The 19,028-nt window shown below is 65.1% G+C and carries 9 protein-coding genes; 5 read left to right on the forward strand and 4 right to left on the reverse strand.

What is annotated here, in order from left to right; genetic code table 11:
• On the forward strand, nt 1–12,697 hold a 12,697-nt coding region (locus tag EYZ64_RS00195), incomplete at its 5' end, for a non-ribosomal peptide synthetase (RefSeq protein WP_135451335.1).
• A 16-nt stretch (nt 12,698–12,713) separates the two neighbouring features.
• On the opposite strand, the gene EYZ64_RS00200 is transcribed toward EYZ64_RS00195, so the two are convergent.
• The 4 genes from EYZ64_RS00200 to EYZ64_RS00215 all read right to left on the reverse strand — a co-directional run bounded on the left by EYZ64_RS00200 (nt 12,714) and on the right by EYZ64_RS00215 (nt 15,376).
• A complete protein-coding gene (locus tag EYZ64_RS00200; RefSeq protein WP_502702918.1) occupies nt 12,714–13,145 on the reverse strand; it encodes a DUF6319 family protein in 432 nt (143 codons plus the stop codon).
• A 225-nt stretch (nt 13,146–13,370) separates the two neighbouring features.
• Complete coding sequence (locus EYZ64_RS00205; protein ID WP_135451336.1) at nt 13,371–13,700, reverse strand: cupin domain-containing protein; 330 nt, start codon at nt 13,698–13,700, stop codon at nt 13,371–13,373.
• 45 nt (nt 13,701–13,745) lie between these two features.
• Nucleotides 13,746–14,834, reverse strand: coding sequence for an LLM class flavin-dependent oxidoreductase (locus EYZ64_RS00210; protein WP_135451337.1), 1,089 nt, complete (start codon nt 14,832–14,834; stop codon nt 13,746–13,748).
• A 20-nt stretch (nt 14,835–14,854) separates the two neighbouring features.
• Nucleotides 14,855–15,376, reverse strand: a complete 522-nt coding sequence (locus EYZ64_RS00215; RefSeq protein WP_135451338.1) for a flavin reductase family protein — start codon at nt 15,374–15,376, stop codon at nt 14,855–14,857.
• A gap of 394 nt (nt 15,377–15,770) precedes the next feature.
• On the opposite strand from EYZ64_RS00215, the gene EYZ64_RS00220 reads away from it, so the two are divergent.
• The 4 genes from EYZ64_RS00220 to EYZ64_RS00235 all read left to right on the forward strand — a co-directional run.
• Entirely contained in the window at nt 15,771–16,541 is a 771-nt protein-coding gene (locus EYZ64_RS00220) for an SDR family NAD(P)-dependent oxidoreductase (RefSeq protein WP_135451339.1), read from the forward strand.
• 114 nt (nt 16,542–16,655) lie between these two features.
• A complete protein-coding gene (locus EYZ64_RS00225; protein WP_135451340.1) occupies nt 16,656–17,510 on the forward strand; it encodes a mycofactocin-coupled SDR family oxidoreductase in 855 nt (284 codons plus the stop codon).
• A 13-nt stretch (nt 17,511–17,523) separates the two neighbouring features.
• Nucleotides 17,524–18,081: an acyl-CoA thioesterase gene (locus EYZ64_RS00230; RefSeq protein ID WP_135451341.1), complete on the forward strand. Its 558-nt coding sequence runs from the start codon at nt 17,524–17,526 to the stop codon at nt 18,079–18,081.
• Nucleotides 18,044–19,028 (forward strand): S-(hydroxymethyl)mycothiol dehydrogenase (locus tag EYZ64_RS00235; RefSeq protein ID WP_135451342.1); only part of this gene is annotated, 985 nt, incomplete at its 3' end. The genes EYZ64_RS00230 and EYZ64_RS00235, both read left to right, overlap by 38 nt.

The following is a 19,028-nucleotide window of genomic DNA, read 5'->3' on the forward strand; positions in this document are numbered from 1 at the left end:
GGAAAGGATGTATCGCACTGGGGATTTGGTGTGTTGGGGTGCTGATGGGCAGTTGCGGTATCTGGGGCGTGCTGATGAGCAGGTCAAGATTCGTGGGTATCGCATCGAGTTGGGTGAGGTTCGGACAGCGCTGGCGGGGTTGGCTGGGGTTGAGCAGGCGGTGGTGATTGCCCGTGAGGATCGTCCGGGGGATCAGCGGTTGGTGGGTTATGTCACCGGGGTGGTAGATCCGGTCGAGATCCGCGCTGCGCTGGCCGAGCGGTTGCCGGAGTTCATGGTGCCGGTCGCGGTGGTGGTGTTGGACGCAATACCGTTGACGGTTAACGGAAAGCTGGATGTTCGGGCTCTGCCGGCACCTGAGTATCGAAGTGGCGGTGGTGGTTACCGTGCTCCGGCTGGTCCGGTCGAGGAGATCTTGGCAGGTATCTATGCTGACGTGCTCGGGCTGGGTGTGGAGCGGGTCGGGGTCGATGACTCGTTCTTCGATTTGGGTGGGGATTCGTTGCTGGCGATGCGGGTGGTCGCCGCGGCCAACACCGCACTGAATGCTGACCTTTCGGTACCCACCGTGTTCGACACACCTACGGTTACCGGGCTGGCACTGCGCATCGGCGCGGATTCGAGTCGGCCTGAGCCATTGGTGGCAGGTGAGCGGCCGGCGGTGGTGCCGTTGTCGTTTGCCCAGCAGCGGTTGTGGTTTATCGACCAGTTGCAGGGGCCCTCAGCGGTGTACAACATACCGGCGGCGTTGCGGCTGGAGGGGCACCTGGATGCCGAGGCGCTGGGAGCGGCGCTGTCCGATGTGGTGGGCCGCCACGAGAGCCTGCGCACCCTGTTTGTGGCGCCCGAGGGTATCCCCCAGCAGTTGGTGGTGGCGCCCGAGCGGGCCGACTTCGGTTGGCAGATCATTGATGCCACTGGGTGGCCGGAGAGCCGGCTGGGTGGTGCCATCAACTCGGCGGCGTGCTACATGTTCGATCTCGAAAATGAGATCCCTTTGCGTGCATGGCTTTTCCGAGTGGCCGACGACGAACACGTGCTGGTGGCGGTGGTGCACCATATCGGCGCGGATGGCTGGTCGATCACCGCGCTGGTGCGTGACCTAGGTGTGGCCTATGCCAGCCGGTGCGCGGGGCGGGCCCCGGGCTGGGTGCCCTTGCTGGTGCAGTACGTCGATTACACGCTGTGGCAACGCGCCCAGTTCGGTGATCTGGAAGACAGCGGCAGCAGCATCGCTGCGCAGCTGGCGTATTGGGAGCAGGCCCTGGCCGGGATGCCTGAGCGGCTGCAGCTGCCCACCGATCGGCCTTATCCGCCGGTGGCCGATTACCGCGGCGCCAGGGTGTCGGTCGATTGGCCGGCGGCGCTGCAGCAGCGCGTGCGCGAGGTGGCCCGCGAGCATAATGCGACCAGTTTCATGGTGATACAGGCCGCCCTGGCGGTGCTGCTGGCGAGGCTCAGCGCCAGCAGCGATGTGGCGGTGGGGTTCGCGATCGCCGGCCGACGCGATCCCGCGCTGGATGAGCTGGTGGGGTTCTTCGTCAACACTCTGGTGCTGCGGGTCGATGTGGCCGGTGATCCCACCACCGCTGAACTGTTGGACCAGGTGCGCGCGCGCAGCCTGGCCGCCTACGAGCATCAAGATGTGCCTTTCGAGTTGCTCGTCGAGCGGCTCAGCCCCACCCGCAGCCTCGCCCATCACCCACTGGTTCAGGTGGTATTGGCCTGGCAGAACTTCCCCGGGCACACCAGCGACCCCGCCGCCGGGTTGGCCTTGGGTGATATGCAGGTCACGCAGATGCCGGTGGACACCCAGTCGGCGCGCGTGGATCTGACATTCACGCTGGCCGAACGTCTCACCGATGCCGGTGAGCCCGCCGGGATTTACGGAGACGTGGAATTTCGCACCGACGTGTTCGACGCGGCCGGCATCCAGGCGCTGATCGAGCGGTTGGAGCGGGTGTTGGTGGCGATGACCGCCGACCCAGGCGGGCGGCTGTCGTCAATGGATCTCCTCGATGCCGGTGAGCACGCTCGTCTGGATGAGATCGGTAACCGGGCGGTGTTGACCCTGCCCGCGGGCACGCCGGTGTCGATTCCGGCGTTGTTCGCCGCGCACGTCGCCCGCACACCGGAGGCGGTGGCGTTGACCTTCGAAGGCCGCTCGATGACGTACCGCGAGCTGGACGAGGCCGCCGACCGCGTGGCGCACTTGTTGACCGCCCATGGTGTGGGCCCCGGCGAGTGTGTGGGGCTGTTGTTGCCCCGCTCCGCCGAAGCGATCGTGGTGATCCTGGCGGTGCTCAAGACCGGGGCGGCCTACCTGCCGATCGACCCGGCCCACCCGGCGGCCCGCATCGAGTTCATGCTCGCCGACGCGGCACCGATGGCGGTCGTCACCACAGCCGGGCTGCGCCCGCGGCTGACCGGGCACGACCTGACGGTCATCGACATCGAAGACCCCCGCATCGCCACCTACCCCTGCGTCGGATTGCCGGCACCGGACCCCGGCAACATCGCGTACCTCATCTACACCTCGGGTACTACCGGGGTCCCCAAAGGCGTGGCGATCACCCATCAAAACGTCACCGCACTGATGGGGTCTCCGTATGCGAATCTGCCGACGGCAGGAGCATGGACGCAGTGTCATTCCTATGGCTTCGACTTCTCGGTCCACGAGATATGGGGTGCACTTCTCAGTGGCGGGCGGCTGGTGGTGGTGCCCGAAGCGGTGGCCCGCTCGCCGGAGGACTTTCGCCGGGTAGTGGTTGCTGAACGCGTCAGCGTGCTTACCCAGACCACTTCGGCTCTGGCGGTTTCGTCGCCGCAGGGGTTGGAGTCGGTGACGACGTTGGTGTTCGGCGGTGAGGCCTGCCCGGCCGAGGTGGCGGATCGGTGGGCGCCCGGGCGGGCGATGATCAACCAATACGGTCCGACCGAGACCACAGTGTTTGCGGCGGTCAGTGCGCCCCTGGTGGCGGGGTCGGGGGCGGCGCCGGTCGGCTCGCCGGTGCCGGGGGCGGCGTTGTTTGTGCTCGATGAGTTGTTGCGCCCGGTGCCGGTGGGCGTGGTCGGGGAGTTGTACATCGCCGGTGCCGGTGTGGGAGTTGGGTATTGGCGTCGGGCCGGGTTGACCGGGTCGCGGTTTGTGGCGTGTCCGTTCGGGGCAGCGGGCGAAAGGATGTATCGCACCGGGGATTTGGTGTCGTGGGGTGCTGACGGGCAGCTGCAGTACTTGGGGCGTGCCGATGAGCAGGTCAAGATCCGCGGGTATCGCATCGAATGTGGTGAGGTGCAGGCGGTGTTGGCTGCACTCGACGGGGTCGAGCAGGCGGTGGTGATCGCCCGTGAGGACCGCCCCGGGGATAAGCGTCTGGTGGGCTACATCACCGGGACGGCCGACCCGGCTCAGACCCGCGCCGCGCTGGCCGAGCGGCTACCGGAGTTCATGGTGCCGGCCGCAGTGGTGGTCATCGACGCCATACCGTTGACGGTCAACGGAAAACTGGATAGCCGCGCCCTGCCGGAACCCGAATACCAAAGTGGCGGTGGTGGTTATCGCGCTCCGGCGAGTCCGGTCGAGGAGATCCTGGCCGGCATCTACGCCCGGATACTCGGGATGGAGCGGGTCGGGGTCGATGACTCGTTCTTCGATCTGGGTGGGGATTCGCTGCTGGCGACGCGGGTGGTCGCCGCGATCAAGACCGTCCTGGATACCGGCCTCGCGGTGCGCACCTTGTTCGACACGCCCACGGTTGCCCGGTTGGCGCCCCGTCTCGGCGGGGATGGGGGTGGGCGTAAGCCGTTGGTGGCGGGTGAGCGGCCGGCGGTGGTTCCGTTGTCGCATGCTCAGAGCCGGCTGTGGTTCCTCAACCGGTTCGAGGGCGGGGCGGCGACCTACAACATGCCGACCGCGTATCGGATCAGCGGAGCGCTGAATATCGAGGCGCTGAGCGCGGCCCTCGATGATGTCATCGCCCGCCACGAATCGCTTCGCACCATATTTCCCGACATCGACGGTGTGCCGTTCCAGCAGGTGCTGCCGGCGCAAGCCGGGATGTGGCGGCGCGGGGGTGCCGCGGTGGTGTCGTTGCCGGAGTCGGGTGTGATCAGTGAGTTGACGGCGCTGGCGGGGTACCGGTTTGAGTTGGCGACCGAAATCCCGATTCGTGCGCAGATCTACTCGGTAGGGACCGAGCGGTATGTGGTGGGAATCGTGGTGCACCACATTGCTTTTGATGGGTGGTCACTGGCCCCGATGGTCAGGGATGTAGGCGTGGCGTACGCCAGCCGGTGTGCGGGCGCCGAACCCGATTGGGCGCCACTGCCGGTGCAGTATGTCGACTACACGCTGTGGCAACAGGAGTGGTTGGGAGCTGAGTCCGATCCGGACAGCGTGATCGCTGAGCAGTTGCGGTATTGGCAGCACGAGTTGGCCGAGCTGCCGGAGGTGGTGTCGCTGCCGACGGATCGGGCCCGCCCGCCGGTGCCCAGTTATCGCGGTGATGGGGTGGGGTTGCTCATCGACCCGCAGATGTGGGCGGGTATCAAGCGGTTGGCCGCGGCGCATAACGCGACCGCCTCGATGGTCCTGCAGTCCCTGGTGGCGGTGTTGTTGTACCTGGTCGGGGTGGGCGAGGACGTGGCGATGGGCACGCCGATCGCCGGACGAGTCGATGAGGCGCTCGACGATCTGGTTGGCTTCTTCGTGAACACGTGGGTGTTGCGGGTGGGTGTCAATGCTGCGCAGCGGTTCAGCGATGTGCTTGAGCAGGTGCGTCGGAAAGCGCTGGACGCCTACAGCAACCAGGATGTGTCGTTCGAGCTTCTCGTCGAGCAGCTCAACCCGACGCGCTCCACGTCGCACCATCCGCTGTTTCAGGTAGGCATGGCCTTCCAGAACAATGTGCTCCCCCAGGTGGCATTCGACGGGGTCAGCGTCGAACCGGTGACGGCGCCCGTCCTCACCGCAAAGTGGGATCTGGATTTCGATCTGAGAGAGGTGGCCACCGTGGACCCGGCCGCGCCGATGGTCACCGGGACGGTCTCGTATGCCACGGACTTGTTTGACCGGACCACCATCGAGCGGTTGGTCGGCTGGTTTGGGCGGTTGGTCGAGGCCGTTGTCGCTGATGCGTCGGTGGTGGTCGGGGAAGTGGCGCTGCTGGACCTTGACGAGCGGGATCTGTTGCTGGACAAGTGGTCTGGTGTGGGTGTGGCAGCTCCGGTGGGGGTGGCTCCGCAGTTGCTGGAGGCGGCCGTAGCTGCCGATCCGGATGCAATGGCCGTGCTCGATGGTGCGCGGGGGCTGTCCTATCGCGAACTTGACGAGGCGTCGAATCGGTTGGCGCGGTTGCTGATTGAGATGAGGGTGGGTCCAGAGCGCACGGTCGGTGTAGCGATGGATCGGTGCGTCGAGCTGGTGGTGGCGTGGTGGGCTGTGGTCAAGGCCGGTGGGGTCTATGTACCGGTGGATCGGACCCATCCCGGTGAGCGGATCGCCACGGTGTTGGACACGGTGGCCGCGGTGTGTGTGCTGACCTGTGGCCCCGACATGGTGGCCGGCGCCGGGGAGCGTCCGGTGATCCGCATCGACGCTCTGGACCTGTCGGGGCGGTGCGCGGAGGCGATCACCGATGCCGACCGGTTGGCGGCGCTGGGGGTGGATGACGCCGCCTATGTGATCTTCACGTCGGGGTCCACCGGTGTGCCCAAAGGGGTGGCGGTCAGCCACGCGGGTCTGCTGGGGATGGCCGCAGCGCAACGAGCGGTCTTCGGGCTGGGCGCGGATGCGCGGGTGCTGATGGTGGCCGCGCCGACCTTTGACGCATCGGTGTTCGAGTTGTTGTTGGCGGCGGGATCCGGGGCGGTGTCGGTGGTGGCCCCGCCGGACGCCTATGCCGGGGAGGCCTTGACCGCCCTGCTCCAGAGCCAGGGGGTCAGCGCAGCGGTGTTGACCCCGACGGTGCTGGCGTCGCTGGATTCGGCTCAGGTGGACGGGGTGGACACGCTGATCACCGCGGGCGAGGCCTGCCCGGCCGAGTTGGTGGCCTCCTGGGCGCCGGGTCGACAGATGTTCAACGCGTATGGACCCACCGAGACAACCGTCTGGGCCACCTGCACTGCGCCGCAGCCGGCGGGCCGGTCGGTGAGCATCGGCGCCCCGATCCCAGGGGTGTGCGCGTTGGTGTTGGATGCTCGGCTGAACCCGGCACCGTTCGGAGTAGTGGGCGAGCTTTATCTGGCCGGACCCGCGTTGGCGCGTGGCTATGTCGGCCGGGCGGAGTTGACCGCCGACCGGTTTGTGGCCAATCCCTTTGGGGCTGCCGGGACACGCATGTACCGCACCGGCGACCTGGTCCGCTGGACCCCGGTTGGCACCCTGGACTATCTGGGCCGCGCCGATACGCAGATCAAACTGCGCGGACAGCGCATCGAACTGGGCGAAATCGAAAACACCCTGCTGGCCTGCCCACAAGTCATACAAGCGGCCGCCACTGTGCACCACGGCACCACCGGCTCCCACCTCATCGCCTACGTCACGCTGGAGCACGCGAGCACCGCCGAGCAGGACGCCGAAATCGTCGACCGTTGGCACCACATGTACGACGAGCTGTACGGCGCCGAGGTCGCGGCACCTGCGTTCGGCATGGATTTTCGAGGCTGGAACAGCAGCTACACCGACGATCCGATTCCGCTCGAGGAGATGGCGGAGTGGCGGGCGGCCACGGTGGATCGCATCCTGGCTATGCAGCCGCGGCGCATGTTGGAGATCGGCGCGGGCTCCGGGCTGATGTTGTCCCAGATCGCCCCGTACTGCGAACATTATGTCGGCACCGACGTCTCGGCGGTGGCCATCGACGCCCTGGCCCGCTCGCTGGAGCAGTTGCAGATCGGGTGGCGTGATCGGGTCCAACTGCTGACCCAGCCCGCCCACGTCACCGGTGCCTTGCCGCAGGGTTACTTCGACACCATCATCCTCAACTCGGTGATCCAGTACTTCCCCAACGCGGCCTATCTGGCCGAGGTCATCGACAACGCCATGGATCTGCTGGCTCCCGGCGGGAGACTGTTTCTCGGTGATGTGCGGAACCGCACCCTGCTGGGCGCGCTGCAAACCGGGGTCGCACTGGCCGGCACCACCGCCACCTCCGATGCCGACGAGATCCGCCAACGCGTCCAGCGTGCGGTGCTCGGCGAAACCGAATTACTGCTGGCCCCAGAGTTTTTCACCACCTTGGCCGCCGACCGCCCGTCGGTGGCCGGACTCGGCATCGAAGTCAAACGCGGAGTTGCCGACAATGAACTCAACCGGTACCGCTACGACGTCACCATCCATAAGACCCCCGCGCCCGTACGCTCGCTGGCCACGACAGAGTGCTGGGCGTGGACCGAGTGCGCAGGCCTGCGCGGGCTGCACGAACAGTTGACATCCCGACGCCCCGTTGCCGTTCGCGTCACCGAGATCCCCCGCGCCGGACTGCTCGGCGACGTCCACGTCGAACACGCCCTCGCCGACGGACTGTCCCTGGCCGACGCACTGGCTGAAGCCGGCGCCGCCGATGCCGTTGTCCCCGAAGAATTGCACCGCCTCGGCGAAGCTACTGGATACCAGGTCGCGGTCACCTGGGGCGCCCAACCCGGCACCCTGGATGCCGTCTTCATCATCCCCGTCGACCCCCACCGCCAGCGCACCCCAGCGCTGACCGACCTTTACATCCCACCCGACGGCGCCCACCACCGCGGCACCCACGCCAACGACCCCCGCACCAACTCCAAACTCACCGCGGTGCGTCAGCGGTTGAGTGCGTGGTTGCCCGAATACATGGTGCCGACGCACATCGTGGTGCTCGACGAGTTCCCGTTGACCCCATCGGGCAAGCTCGACCGAAAGGCCTTGCCGGCACCGGTGTTTGCCGCCACGGCCTTCCGGGCGCCGCAGACCCCGACCGAAAAAATCATCGCCGGTGTGTTCGCCGAGGTGCTGGGGATGGACGCGGTCGGTGTTGACGACTCGTTCTTCGATCTGGGTGGGGATTCAATGTCGGCGATGCGCTTGATCGCCGCGGTCAACAACGCCCTGAGTGCCGATCTCTCGGTTCGCACAGTGTTCGAGGCGCCCACGGTTGCCCAGTTGGCGCCCCATGTCGGTGCGGATGCGGGGCGGCTGCCGCCGTTGGTGGCGGGTGAGCGGCCGGCGGTGGTGCCGTTGTCGTTTGCCCAGCAGCGGTTGTGGTTTATCGACCAGTTGCTCGGCCCTTCACCGCTTTACAACGTGGCGGTGGCGTTGCGGCTGGAGGGGCACCTGGATACCGACGCACTCGGTGCCGCGCTGTCCGATGTGGTGGGCCGCCATGAAACCCTGCGCACGCAGTTGCCGGCGGTCGAGGGCATCCCCCAGCAGTTGGTGGTGGCGCCCGAGCGGGCCGACTTCGGGTGGCAGATCATCGATGCCAGCGGCTGGCCGGAGAGCCGGCTGGGTGAGGCCATCAACGAGGCGGTGCGCCACACATTCGATCTGGCAACCGAGATCCCTTTGCGGGCACGGATTTTCCGTGTTGGCGACGATGAACACGTGCTGGTGGCCGTGGTGCACGAGATCGCCGCGGATGGCTGGTCGATGACTCGGCTTGTACGTGACTTGGGTGTGGCCTATGCCAGCCGGTGCGCGGGGCAGGCCCCGGGCTGGGTGCCCTTGCCGGTGCAGTACGTCGATTACACGCTGTGGCAGCGCGCCCAGTTCGGTGATTTCGATGACAGTGAAAGCCACATCGCTGCGCAGCTGGCGTACTGGGAGCAGGCCCTGGCCGGGATGCCTGAGCGGCTGCAGCTGCCCACCGATCGCCCCTACCCGCCCGTGGCCGATCAGCGCGGCGCCAGGGTGTCGGTCGATTGGCCGGCGGAGCTACAGCAGCAGGTTGCTCGGGTGGCCCGCGAGCGTAATGCGACCAGTTTCATGGTGGTACAAGCGGCGCTGCTGGCCCTGCTTTCGAGGCTCAGCGCCAGCAGCGATGTGGCGGTGGGGTTCGCGATCGCCGGGCGCCGCGACCCGGCACTGGATGAGCTGGTGGGGTTTTTCGTCAACACCTTGGTGCTGCGGGTCGATGTGACTGGTAATCCCACTGTGACAGAACTTTTGGACCAGGTGCGCGCGCGCAGCCTGGCCGCCTATGAGCATCAAGATGTGCCGTTCGAGGTACTCGTGGAACGGCTCAACCCAACCCGCAGCCGGGCCCATCACCCTCTGGTTCAGGTGATGCTGGGCTGGCAGAACTTCCCCGGACAAGTCAACGTCCCCGCAACCGGACTGCGTTTGGGTGATCTACAGGTCACGCCGCTGCTCGCGGATACCCAGGCCGCGAAAATGGATCTGGTGTTCTTCCTGAAAGAACGCTTCACCGATGCCGGTGAGCCCGCCGGGATTTATGGGGAAGTGGAATTTCGGACCGACGTGTTCGACGCGGCCGGCATCCAGGCGCTGATCGAGCGGTTGGAGCGGGTGTTGGTGGGGTTGACTGCTGATCCGGCTCGGTTGTTGTCGTCGGTCGATGTGTTGGTTGCCGGTGAGCGCGCCTGGTTGGGTGAGGTTGGTAATTGGGGCGTGTTGGGCGAGCCGGTGGGTGCTCTGGTGTCGGTTCCGGAGTTGTTCGCCGAACACGTGACGAACACCCCGGAGACGGTGGCGCTGGTACACGAGAGCCGCTCGCTGACGTACCGCGAGCTCGATGAGGCATCGAACCGGCTGGCGCACTTGCTGATTGGCCGTGGCGCGGGTCCCGGCCAACGGGTGGCATTGCTGTTGCCGCGCACGATCGAGGCGGTCGTGGCGATTTTGGCGGTGCTCAAAACGGGGGCGGCGTACCTGCCGATCGACCCCGCAATGCCGGAAACGCGGATCAGGTTCCTGCTCACCGATGCCGGGCCGATCGCCGCGATCACCACTGCGGGGCTGGCCGACCGGCTCGACGGGTGTGACCTGCCGGTCATCGATGCCGAAGACCCCGCCATCGAGACCTACCCGTGCACGGGCTTGCCGGTGCCCGCGGCCGATGACATTGCCCAGATCATCTACACCTCCGGCACTACCGGTGTCCCGAAAGGGGTGGTCGTCACCCACCACAACATCACCCAGCTGCTGTCGTCACTGGATGCCGGCCTGCCGCGCGCAGGTGTGTGGGCGCAGTGTCATTCCTTGGCCTTTGACGTCTCGGGCTGGGAGGTATTCGGTGCGCTTTTGCGCGGCGGGCGGCTGGTGGAGGTGCCTGAGTCGGTGGCCGGCTCACCGGACGACTTCCACGCCGTGCTGCTCAGTCAGCATGTCAACGTGTTGACTCAGACTCCGTCTGCGATTGCGGCACTCTCGCCGGAGGGGTTGGAATCGGCGGCATTGGTGATGGCCGGTGAGGCCTGTCCGGCCGAAGTGGTGGACCGCTGGGCGCCCGGGCGGATGGTGATCAACGCCTACGGCCCGACCGAGACCACGATGTGTGTGGCGATCAGCGCCCCGCTGACAGCGGGGTCGGGGGTGCCGCCGATCGGGTCGCCGGTGGTGGGGGCCGCGTTATTCGTGCTGGATGGGTGGTTGCGCCCGGTGCCGCGCGGCGTGGTGGGGGAGTTGTATGTGGCCGGCGCCGGGGTGGGGTTTGGGTATTGGCGTCGGGCCGGTTTGACCGGGTCGCGGTTTGTGGCGTGTCCGTTCGGGGTGTCGGGTGAAAGGATGTACCGCACAGGGGATCTGGTGTCGTGGGGCGCTGATGGGCAGCTGCGGTATATGGGGCGCGCGGATGAGCAGGTCAAGATCCGCGGGTATCGCATCGAGTTGGGTGAAGTCCGGACAGCGCTGGCCGGGCTGGATGGGGTCGAGCAGGCGGCGGTGATTGCCCGTGAGGACCGTCCCGGGGATCGGCGGTTGGTGGGTTATGTCACCGGGACTGCTGACCCTGCCCGGCTACGCGGCGCGCTGGCCGAGCGGTTGCCGGAGTTCATGGTGCCGGCCGCCGTGGTGGTGTTGGACGCAATACCGTTGACGGTCAACGGCAAGTTGGATGTTCGGGCTTTGCCGGCACCTGAATATGTGGATGGCGGTGGTGGTTACCGTGCTCCGGCTGGCCCGGTCGAGGAGATTCTGGCTGGGATCTATGCCGATGTGTTGGGTGTCGAGCGGGTCGGGGTCGATGACTCATTCTTCGATTTGGGTGGGGATTCGTTGTTGGCGATGCGGGTGGTCGCCGCGGCCAACACCGCTTTGGATGCCCACCTTTCGGTACCCAACGTATTCGACACGCCATCCGTAAGAAGCTTGAGCCAGCAGGTGGAAAGGCAATCCAGCTCGTCGGATGTAGCTGCCGCCAACGGGCCCAGCTTCGAGTCCGTGCATGGCTGCGACAGCACCGAGGTGCACGCCCGCGATCTCACACTGGACAAGTTCATCGACGCCACGACGCTGACCGCGGCCCCGACGCTGCCACGCGCGAGCGCCAAGTTGCGGACGGTTCTGTTGACCGGGGCGACCGGTTTCCTCGGGCGTTACCTGGCCCTGGAATGGCTGGAGCGGATGGACCTGGTGGACGGCACACTGATCTGCCTGGTGCGCGCCATGTCCAATGAGGATGCGCGGCAACGCTTGGAGAAGACCTTCGACAGCGGCGACCCGGGACTGTTGCGGCATTTCCAGGAGCTGGCCGCCGATCATCTGGAGGTCCTCGCCGGCGACAAGGCCGAAGTCAACCTAGGCTTGGACCAGCAGACCTGGCAGCGGCTGGCCGACACCGTCGACCTGATCGTCGACTCCGCGGCTCTCGTCAGCGGCGTCCTTCCTTATCGTGAGCTGTTCAGGCCCAACGTCGTGGGCACCGGCGAGCTGGTCCGCCTCGCGCTCACCACGAAGCTGAAGCCCTACACGTACGTGTCGACAGGCAACGTAGGCGACCAGGTCGAGCCGTCGGCGTTCACCGAGGACGCCGACATCCGGGTCGTCGGCTCCACTCGCACAATCGACGACAGCTTCGTCAACGGCTACGGCACCAGCAAGTGGGCCGGCGAGGTGTTGTTGCGCGAGGCCAATGACCTGTGCGGGCTGCCGGTCGGAGTGTTTCGTTGCGACCTGATCCTGGCCGACACCACGTATGCGGGTCAGCTCAACGTGTCGGACCTGTTCACCCGAATGGTGCTGAGCCTGTTGGCAACTGGCATCGCGCCCGCCTCGTTCTACCAACTTGACGGCGACGGCAACCGGCAACGCGCGCACTTCGACGCGCTGCCTGTCGAATTCATCGCAGAAGCGATCACCACGCTGGGTGCCCGCGTGGCCGACGGGTTTGAGTGCTATCACGTGATGAACCCGCACGACGACGGCATCGGGCTCGACGAGTACGTCGACTGGGTGATCGAGGCCGGTTACCCCATCCAGCGCATCGGTCACTTCGGGGAGTGGTTGCCGCGGTTTGTGACCGCCCTGCGGGCCTTGCCGGATCGACAGCGCCGGCGCACCGTGCTGGAGATGTTGCCGTCAGGCGATGCCACGAATTTGCAGCCTGCAGAGCCGATGTGCGGGTCCTACGCGCCGACCGACCGGTTCCGTGCGGCGGTGCAGGAAGCGAAAATCGGCCCCGATCACGACATCCCGCACGTCTCGGCGCCGATCATCGTCAAATACGTCACCGACCTGCAACTGCTCGGCGTAGATCAATGGCGGTAGGCGTCCACAAGCCCCCTCATTCCAAGTCGGAGAGGGCCTTTCGGGCAGCTTCGAGTTCGGCCTCGAGTGCGGCGACCTTGGCGGCCTGCTGGGAGCGTGCCTCCTCGATCACCTCGTCGATCGGAGTGGAGAGGTCCTCGTGCAATTCCTTGGCCGCACGCGAGACGGCAGCGGCCGCGACCGCGACGTTGCGAGCCAGGTAGGTGGTGCCCTGCTTGAGCTCGGCGTGCCATTCGCCGTCGGCGGTACCGGTGACGGTGAGAGTCAGCTCGATCGTCTTGGCTTTCTTGCTCACTGCCTTCTTGGCCGGAGCCTTCCTCGGCTTCTCGTCGGTATGAACTTCAGCGGCGGGCGTCGGTGTGCCATCGAGAGGAGTAACCAAGTCGTCGGGAGCGTCGGACTCGGTAGGTGAGGTTTCTGCTACCTGAGCGTCTACAGTCATCGTCACGCGAAACTCCTTCTGAACATCGCCCGCAGTAAGCGGGATGGGCGGCGTCCAGTATTAGAACACACGTTCGACGGTTTGGGTCAACCTGTGCCGCGTGTCGGGCCACGAGGGTCACGGGTCGCATGGCGGCACCCGGTGAAATGTTCTGGTCCCCAAAGGCATCGCGAAGCAGACGCCGCAGGTGGGCGATGCGGGGCACCCTTTCGGACGCCCCGCACCAATTGTCTAGCTGTTTATGACGAACACCTTGCGGATGGTTTCGTGAACCTTCCAGGTGGTGACCTCGCCGGCGTCGATGAAGACGAGATCCCCGGCCGCGACGTCGATGCTGTCGCCGTTCTGGCCGCTTACCGTGGCCTTGCCGGCGAGGATGACGACGGTCTCCTGTCCGGGGAGATTCGCGTGAGTGCCCGGTTCGGCCTGCCAGACTCCGTGGAACTGTGTGTCCTCGGCATTGGCGTATAGCCGCTGCAAACGCACTGCGGCATCGCTGTCGGGGCGGGGCTTGTCCTCCAGGTCGATCGTCATCGGGTCGAACTTGCGGATGGTGGCCATATCCTTCTTTCGGTCGTGCTGAGTGGGTTTCTTTGGGGATACCGGCTATTCGCCGGTCAGATGGGCCAGGGCGGGGCGGACCTTGGTGCCCATCAGTTCGAAGCTGCGGCGGTACACGTCGGGCTCGTCGTAGTACTCGTGGCAGAAGGTGACCATGCTGCCGAAGCCTCCGACGTTCTGGTACAGCTCCTCGACCTTGCCGATAACCGTGTCCGGCGAACCGACGATGAGGAAGTTCTCTACCATCCACTCGATCGACAGGTCCTCGGGGGCGATCGTCCCGCCCGAGATCAGATCTCCGATGTGGAGCTTGTGTACGAACGTCGGGATGTTGTACTCGCCCCACAGCTTGCCCAGCGCACCGTTGTACACGCGGTCGAGGGCTTCGTCGTCCGTCTCGGCGACGAAGTAATCCCTGCAGATGCGCCAATCAGCGCGTGATGGCGTGCGTCCGGCCTCGGCGGCCGCTTTCGAGTAGGCGTCCCAGTGTTGAACGAGTACGGACTCGTGCACCTGCTGACTCATCGGGATCGCGCCCCGTCGCCCGGCCTCGGTCAGGGATGGCGAACTGGGTTGCATGCCGGTGATCATCAGCGGGATACCAGGCTGCTGCAGCGGTTTGAGATGGGGGCCTACGATATTGGGATCGAATGCCGGCATATCGACGGAGAAGAACTCACCTTCGATCTTGAACGGTCCGGTCCGGGTCCAGATCGCTTCGATGATGTCGAGGGCCTCGACGAGCATCTTCGGATTGTTCTTGCCTGTGCCGAACAGTTGTGCATCGCTCGGGTAGGCACCCGGTGCGACACCGGCGATGTACCGGCCGCCGGTCATGTGATCCAGCCACATCATGCGATGCGCCAGGCCGACGGGATTGTGGTAGGGCAGCAAGTGGGCAGCTGCACCTAGCGTGATGTTGGACGTGAGCTGCGAAGCGGCGGCGATCATCTGGTCCGGTGCAGGGGACGGCTCGTCACCGAGCGTGTAGTGCTCGGCGAAGAACGCCTCGTCCAATCCGTACTCGTCGGCCCACTTGGTGATCTGCAGATCCCAGTCGATGACCTGGCGCGCAGTCCGCCGGCCTGACGAGTATCCCAGGGCATAAGGGATGTTGAAGACTCCGAATTTCATTGCACCAGTTTCCTTTCGATTCAGATGTGACAACAGGAGTTCAGGCGGGGGAAGCCCGACCGATGAAATACCAACGGCGCCATGGCGTGATGTTCGTGCGGTGACACGCTGGCGCCCAGGACCTTCGCCACCACGATCGTGTGGTCGCCGCCGTCGTAGTGGGTCTCGGCGCGGCAGTCGATCCAGGCACTGGCACCGTCGAGCCGAGGGCCGCCCTCAGTGGCATCGGACGTGTAGCCGATGCCCGCGAACTTGTCCGCGCCGCTCTGTGCGAACTGGCGGGCCAATCCGGACTGATGCTCGGCGAGCACGTTGACCAGGAAACGCCCACCAGCGGCAATCCGGGGCCAGCTCACCGATGTCTTCGCAACCGACAGGAGCACGAGTGGAGGATTCAGCGACAACGAGAGAAAGGACTGGATGGTCATCCCGATGGGCTCGGAATCATCTGTGGCCGTGATTATTACGACTCCAGTGGGGAAGTGTCCGAGTACTGACCGCATCGTGGATTCATCGACATGCGAATTCTCAGGGGTGCTCATGGAACGTCATCCTTGCGCCGGGTGCTCAACCATTCCGCTATATATGAACATTTGTTCAATGTTTGGATGAAGGTACTCGCAGACCCACCGGCCGTCAACCGTTTGGGTGCGGGAGTTTCTACTCGGCCATGTGACGTCCTGGTGAACACGGAAACGGGTTGTTGAAAACTGATGCAGTGAAGGTCATTTCGGCCCGGTTTGGTGTGGCATCGGTTTGATGATTGGTCGACCAGCGGTCGGGGGTTGACAGCTCGGGGGTGGGGAGTGATCATGGATCCACCCAATATTGAACAAAAGTTCAAATTGGAAAGCCTGGTCCTCCTCGGCCGGCCCGTGCGGCATCCGGACACGCAGGTGGAGAGAGCGAACAACTGACAGGAATGGAGTAGCGAACGTGACTCTTGAGTTCGCCGGCAAGACGGTACTGATCTCGGGGAGTGCCCGAGGTCAAGGCGCCGCACACGCAATGCGTTTCGCCGAGGAGGGTGCCAACGTCGTCGTCTCCGACATTCGCGACGAGCTCGGGGAGGGCGTCGCCGAGCAGATCCGGCAGAAGGGTGGTCGGGCTGTCTATCAACACCTGGATGTCCGAGTCACGGATCAATGGGATCAGGCCGTCGCCCGCGCCGAGGAGGAATTCGGCGGCCTGGACATCCTGATCAACAACGCCGGAATCGTCAGCTGCGATGCGGTCGACGCGTGCAGCGATGACACCTGGGGCACCGTGCTCGATACGAACGCCGCCGGAGTGTTCAAAGGTATGCGCGCGGCAGTCCCGGCGCTGAAACGGGCCGGCGGCGGCGCGATCGTGAACACCGCATCGATGATGGGTGTCGTCGGATCGTGGGGCTACGCGGCCTACGTGTCCAGCAAGTTCGCCGTCGTCGGGTTGACGAAGTCGGCTGCACTGACCTATGCCGCCGACAACATCCGGGTGAACGCTGTCGCCCCGGGCTGCGTTGATACCCCCATGCTCGACGAGGAAAAGGCGATCATGGCATCGAACCCCTACTGGGACTTCGACGAATGGGTTGCCACACAGCCGATCTCAAAGATTGCCCAGCCCGAAGAGGTCAGCGAGCTGGTGCTGTTTCTGGCGTCGGACCGCACCCGCTACTGCACAGGCGGCGTGTATCCCATCGATGGCGGTTCCACCGCGGGCTGAACATCCCTGGTGCACCCGGCCGTCCTTCCGCGGCCGGCCCCACCACGCGCAACGTGTGCCCTCGGACAGAAGGCACCCCGATGTCGACTCGACACTGAAAGAGGAGTTCCAAGAATGGGTTTACTGGACGGAAAAGTCGTCTTCATCACCGGTGGAGCCCGGGGGCAGGGACGTGCGCATGCCGTCGCCTCCGCACGTGAGGGTGCCGACGTGGCCCTGCTGGACCTCGCACACGATATCGACACCGTCGGTTATCCGTTGGGCACCGCAGATGATCTCGAGCAGACCGTATCGCTCGTCGAGGAGTTTGGCCGGCGCGCTCTGCGTTTCACCGGTGATGTTCGGTCGCAGTCCGATCTCGACAGTGCGGTAGCGGCGACCATCAGCGAGTTCGGAAAGATCGACGCACTGATCGCCAACGCGGGTATCTGGGCTACGGGCCCGTTCTGGGAACTCTCAGACGAGCAGTGGTCGGACATGATCGGGGTCTGCCTGACCGGGGTGTGGCGGTCCGCAAAAGCGGTGGCACCGCACATGATCGAGCGTCAATCGGGCTCGATCGTCATGACGTCCTCGGTGGACGGCCTGGAACCGGGCGGGATCTACGCCCACTACACCGCCGCCAAGCATGGTGTTATCGGATTGATGAAGAGCGTGGCGCTTGAATTGGCGCCCCATGGTCCGCGCTGCAACTCGGTCAATCCGGGAGCGGTGGACACCCCGATGCTCGACAATCAGCCCGGCTATGACCTGATCTCGGGTCATCCAGGCGGTACCCGGGAAGATCTCGTCGAGGGCGGTCACCGGTTCAATGTTCTGAGAGGCACTGACCTTCTCGACCCGATGGAGATCGCAAACACCGCGGTCTATCTGAACTCGGATCTGGCCGCCAAAGTTACCGGTACGACGGTGTTGGTAGATGCCGGGCACATGCTACTGACCGGCTATAACCACAGCCCGGTCCGCTGAGACGCGAGCGTAAATGAGCGGTTCCGCACTCAGCGCGAACTCGCCCCCGAGTGACTGCCGGTCCCTGGTCATGACGGTCCTGATGACACCCGATATGGCCAACTTCTCCGGAAATGTGCACGGAGGTGCCATATTGCGGATACTCGACCAGGTCGCCTACTCGTGTGCGAGTAGCTATGCCAAGAGCTATGTGGTGACGTTGTCTGTCGACCGGGTGCTGTTCCGCGATGCCATCCATGTCGGGGAACTCGTCACCTTCGCTGCGTCGGTGAACTACACGGGTCGGACATCGATGGAGATCGGCATCCGGGTCGACACAGCAGACATCCTCACCGGTGCGTCCAGACACACCAACAGCTGCTACTTCACCATGGTGGCCGTGGACCATGCCGGCGTGCCGGTGGACGTGCCGACCCTCGTTCCGCAAAACCCAGTTGAGACACAGCGATTCAACTCCGCGAGGTTGCGACGTAGGGCGCAACGCCGGCAGTTCGACAGCGCCCACGGGTGCGACCAGACAGGAGAAAGAAAGAATGAGTCAGACCGTTCGGGGTGTGATCTCCCGGAGTAAGCAGCAGCCCGTTGAGTTGGTCGACATTGTCATTCCCGATCCGGGTCCCGGTGAGGTGGTGGTCGACATCATCGCCTGCGGGGTGTGTCATACCGACCTGACTTACCGCGAGGGCGGGATCAACGACGAGTATCCGTTCCTGTTGGGCCATGAGGCCGCGGGCACCGTCGAATCGGTGGGTGAGGGCGTCTCCCATGTCGAGCCCGGTGACTTCGTGATCTTGAACTGGCGTGCGGTGTGTGGGGAGTGCCGGGCCTGCAAGCGAGGCCGTCCGCAGCTGTGCTTTGACACCCACAACGCGGCACAGAAGATGACGCTGACCGATAGCACCGAGCTGACCCCGGCGTTGGGCATCGGCGCGTTCGCCGACAAGACCCTGGTGCATGAAGGGCAGTGCACCAAGGTCGATTCGGCGGCGGATCCGGCGGTGGCCGGGCTGCTGGGTTGTGGGGTGATGGCCGGCATCGGTGCGGCGATCAACACCGGCGCGGTGACCCGCGATGACACCGTTGCGGTGATCGGCTGCGGTGGGGTGGGTGATGCCGCGATCGCCGGTGCAGCCCTGGTCGGGGCCAAGAAGATCATCGCGGTGGATCTTGATGAGCGGAAGCTTGTCCAGGCCCGTGAGTTTGGTGCCACCCATACCGTGAATGCGGCTCAGGTTGATGTGGTCACCGCGATCCGGGAGCTGACCGGTGGCTTCGGTGCTGATGTGGTGATCGATGCGGTGGGGCGGCCTGTGACGTGGGAGCAGGCGTTCTACGCGCGCGATTTGGCCGGCACGGTGGTGTTGGTCGGGGTGCCGACCCCGGACATGACGCTGCAGATGCCGCTGGTCGACTTCTTCTCCCGTGGTGGGTCGTTGAAGTCGTCCTGGTACGGCGACTGCCTGCCCGAGCGTGACTTCCCGACCTTGATCTCGCTGTATCTGCAGGGTCGGCTGCCGT

This window comes from Mycobacterium sp. DL99, from assembly GCF_004762045.1.
Lineage (GTDB): Bacteria > Actinomycetota > Actinomycetes > Mycobacteriales > Mycobacteriaceae > Mycobacterium.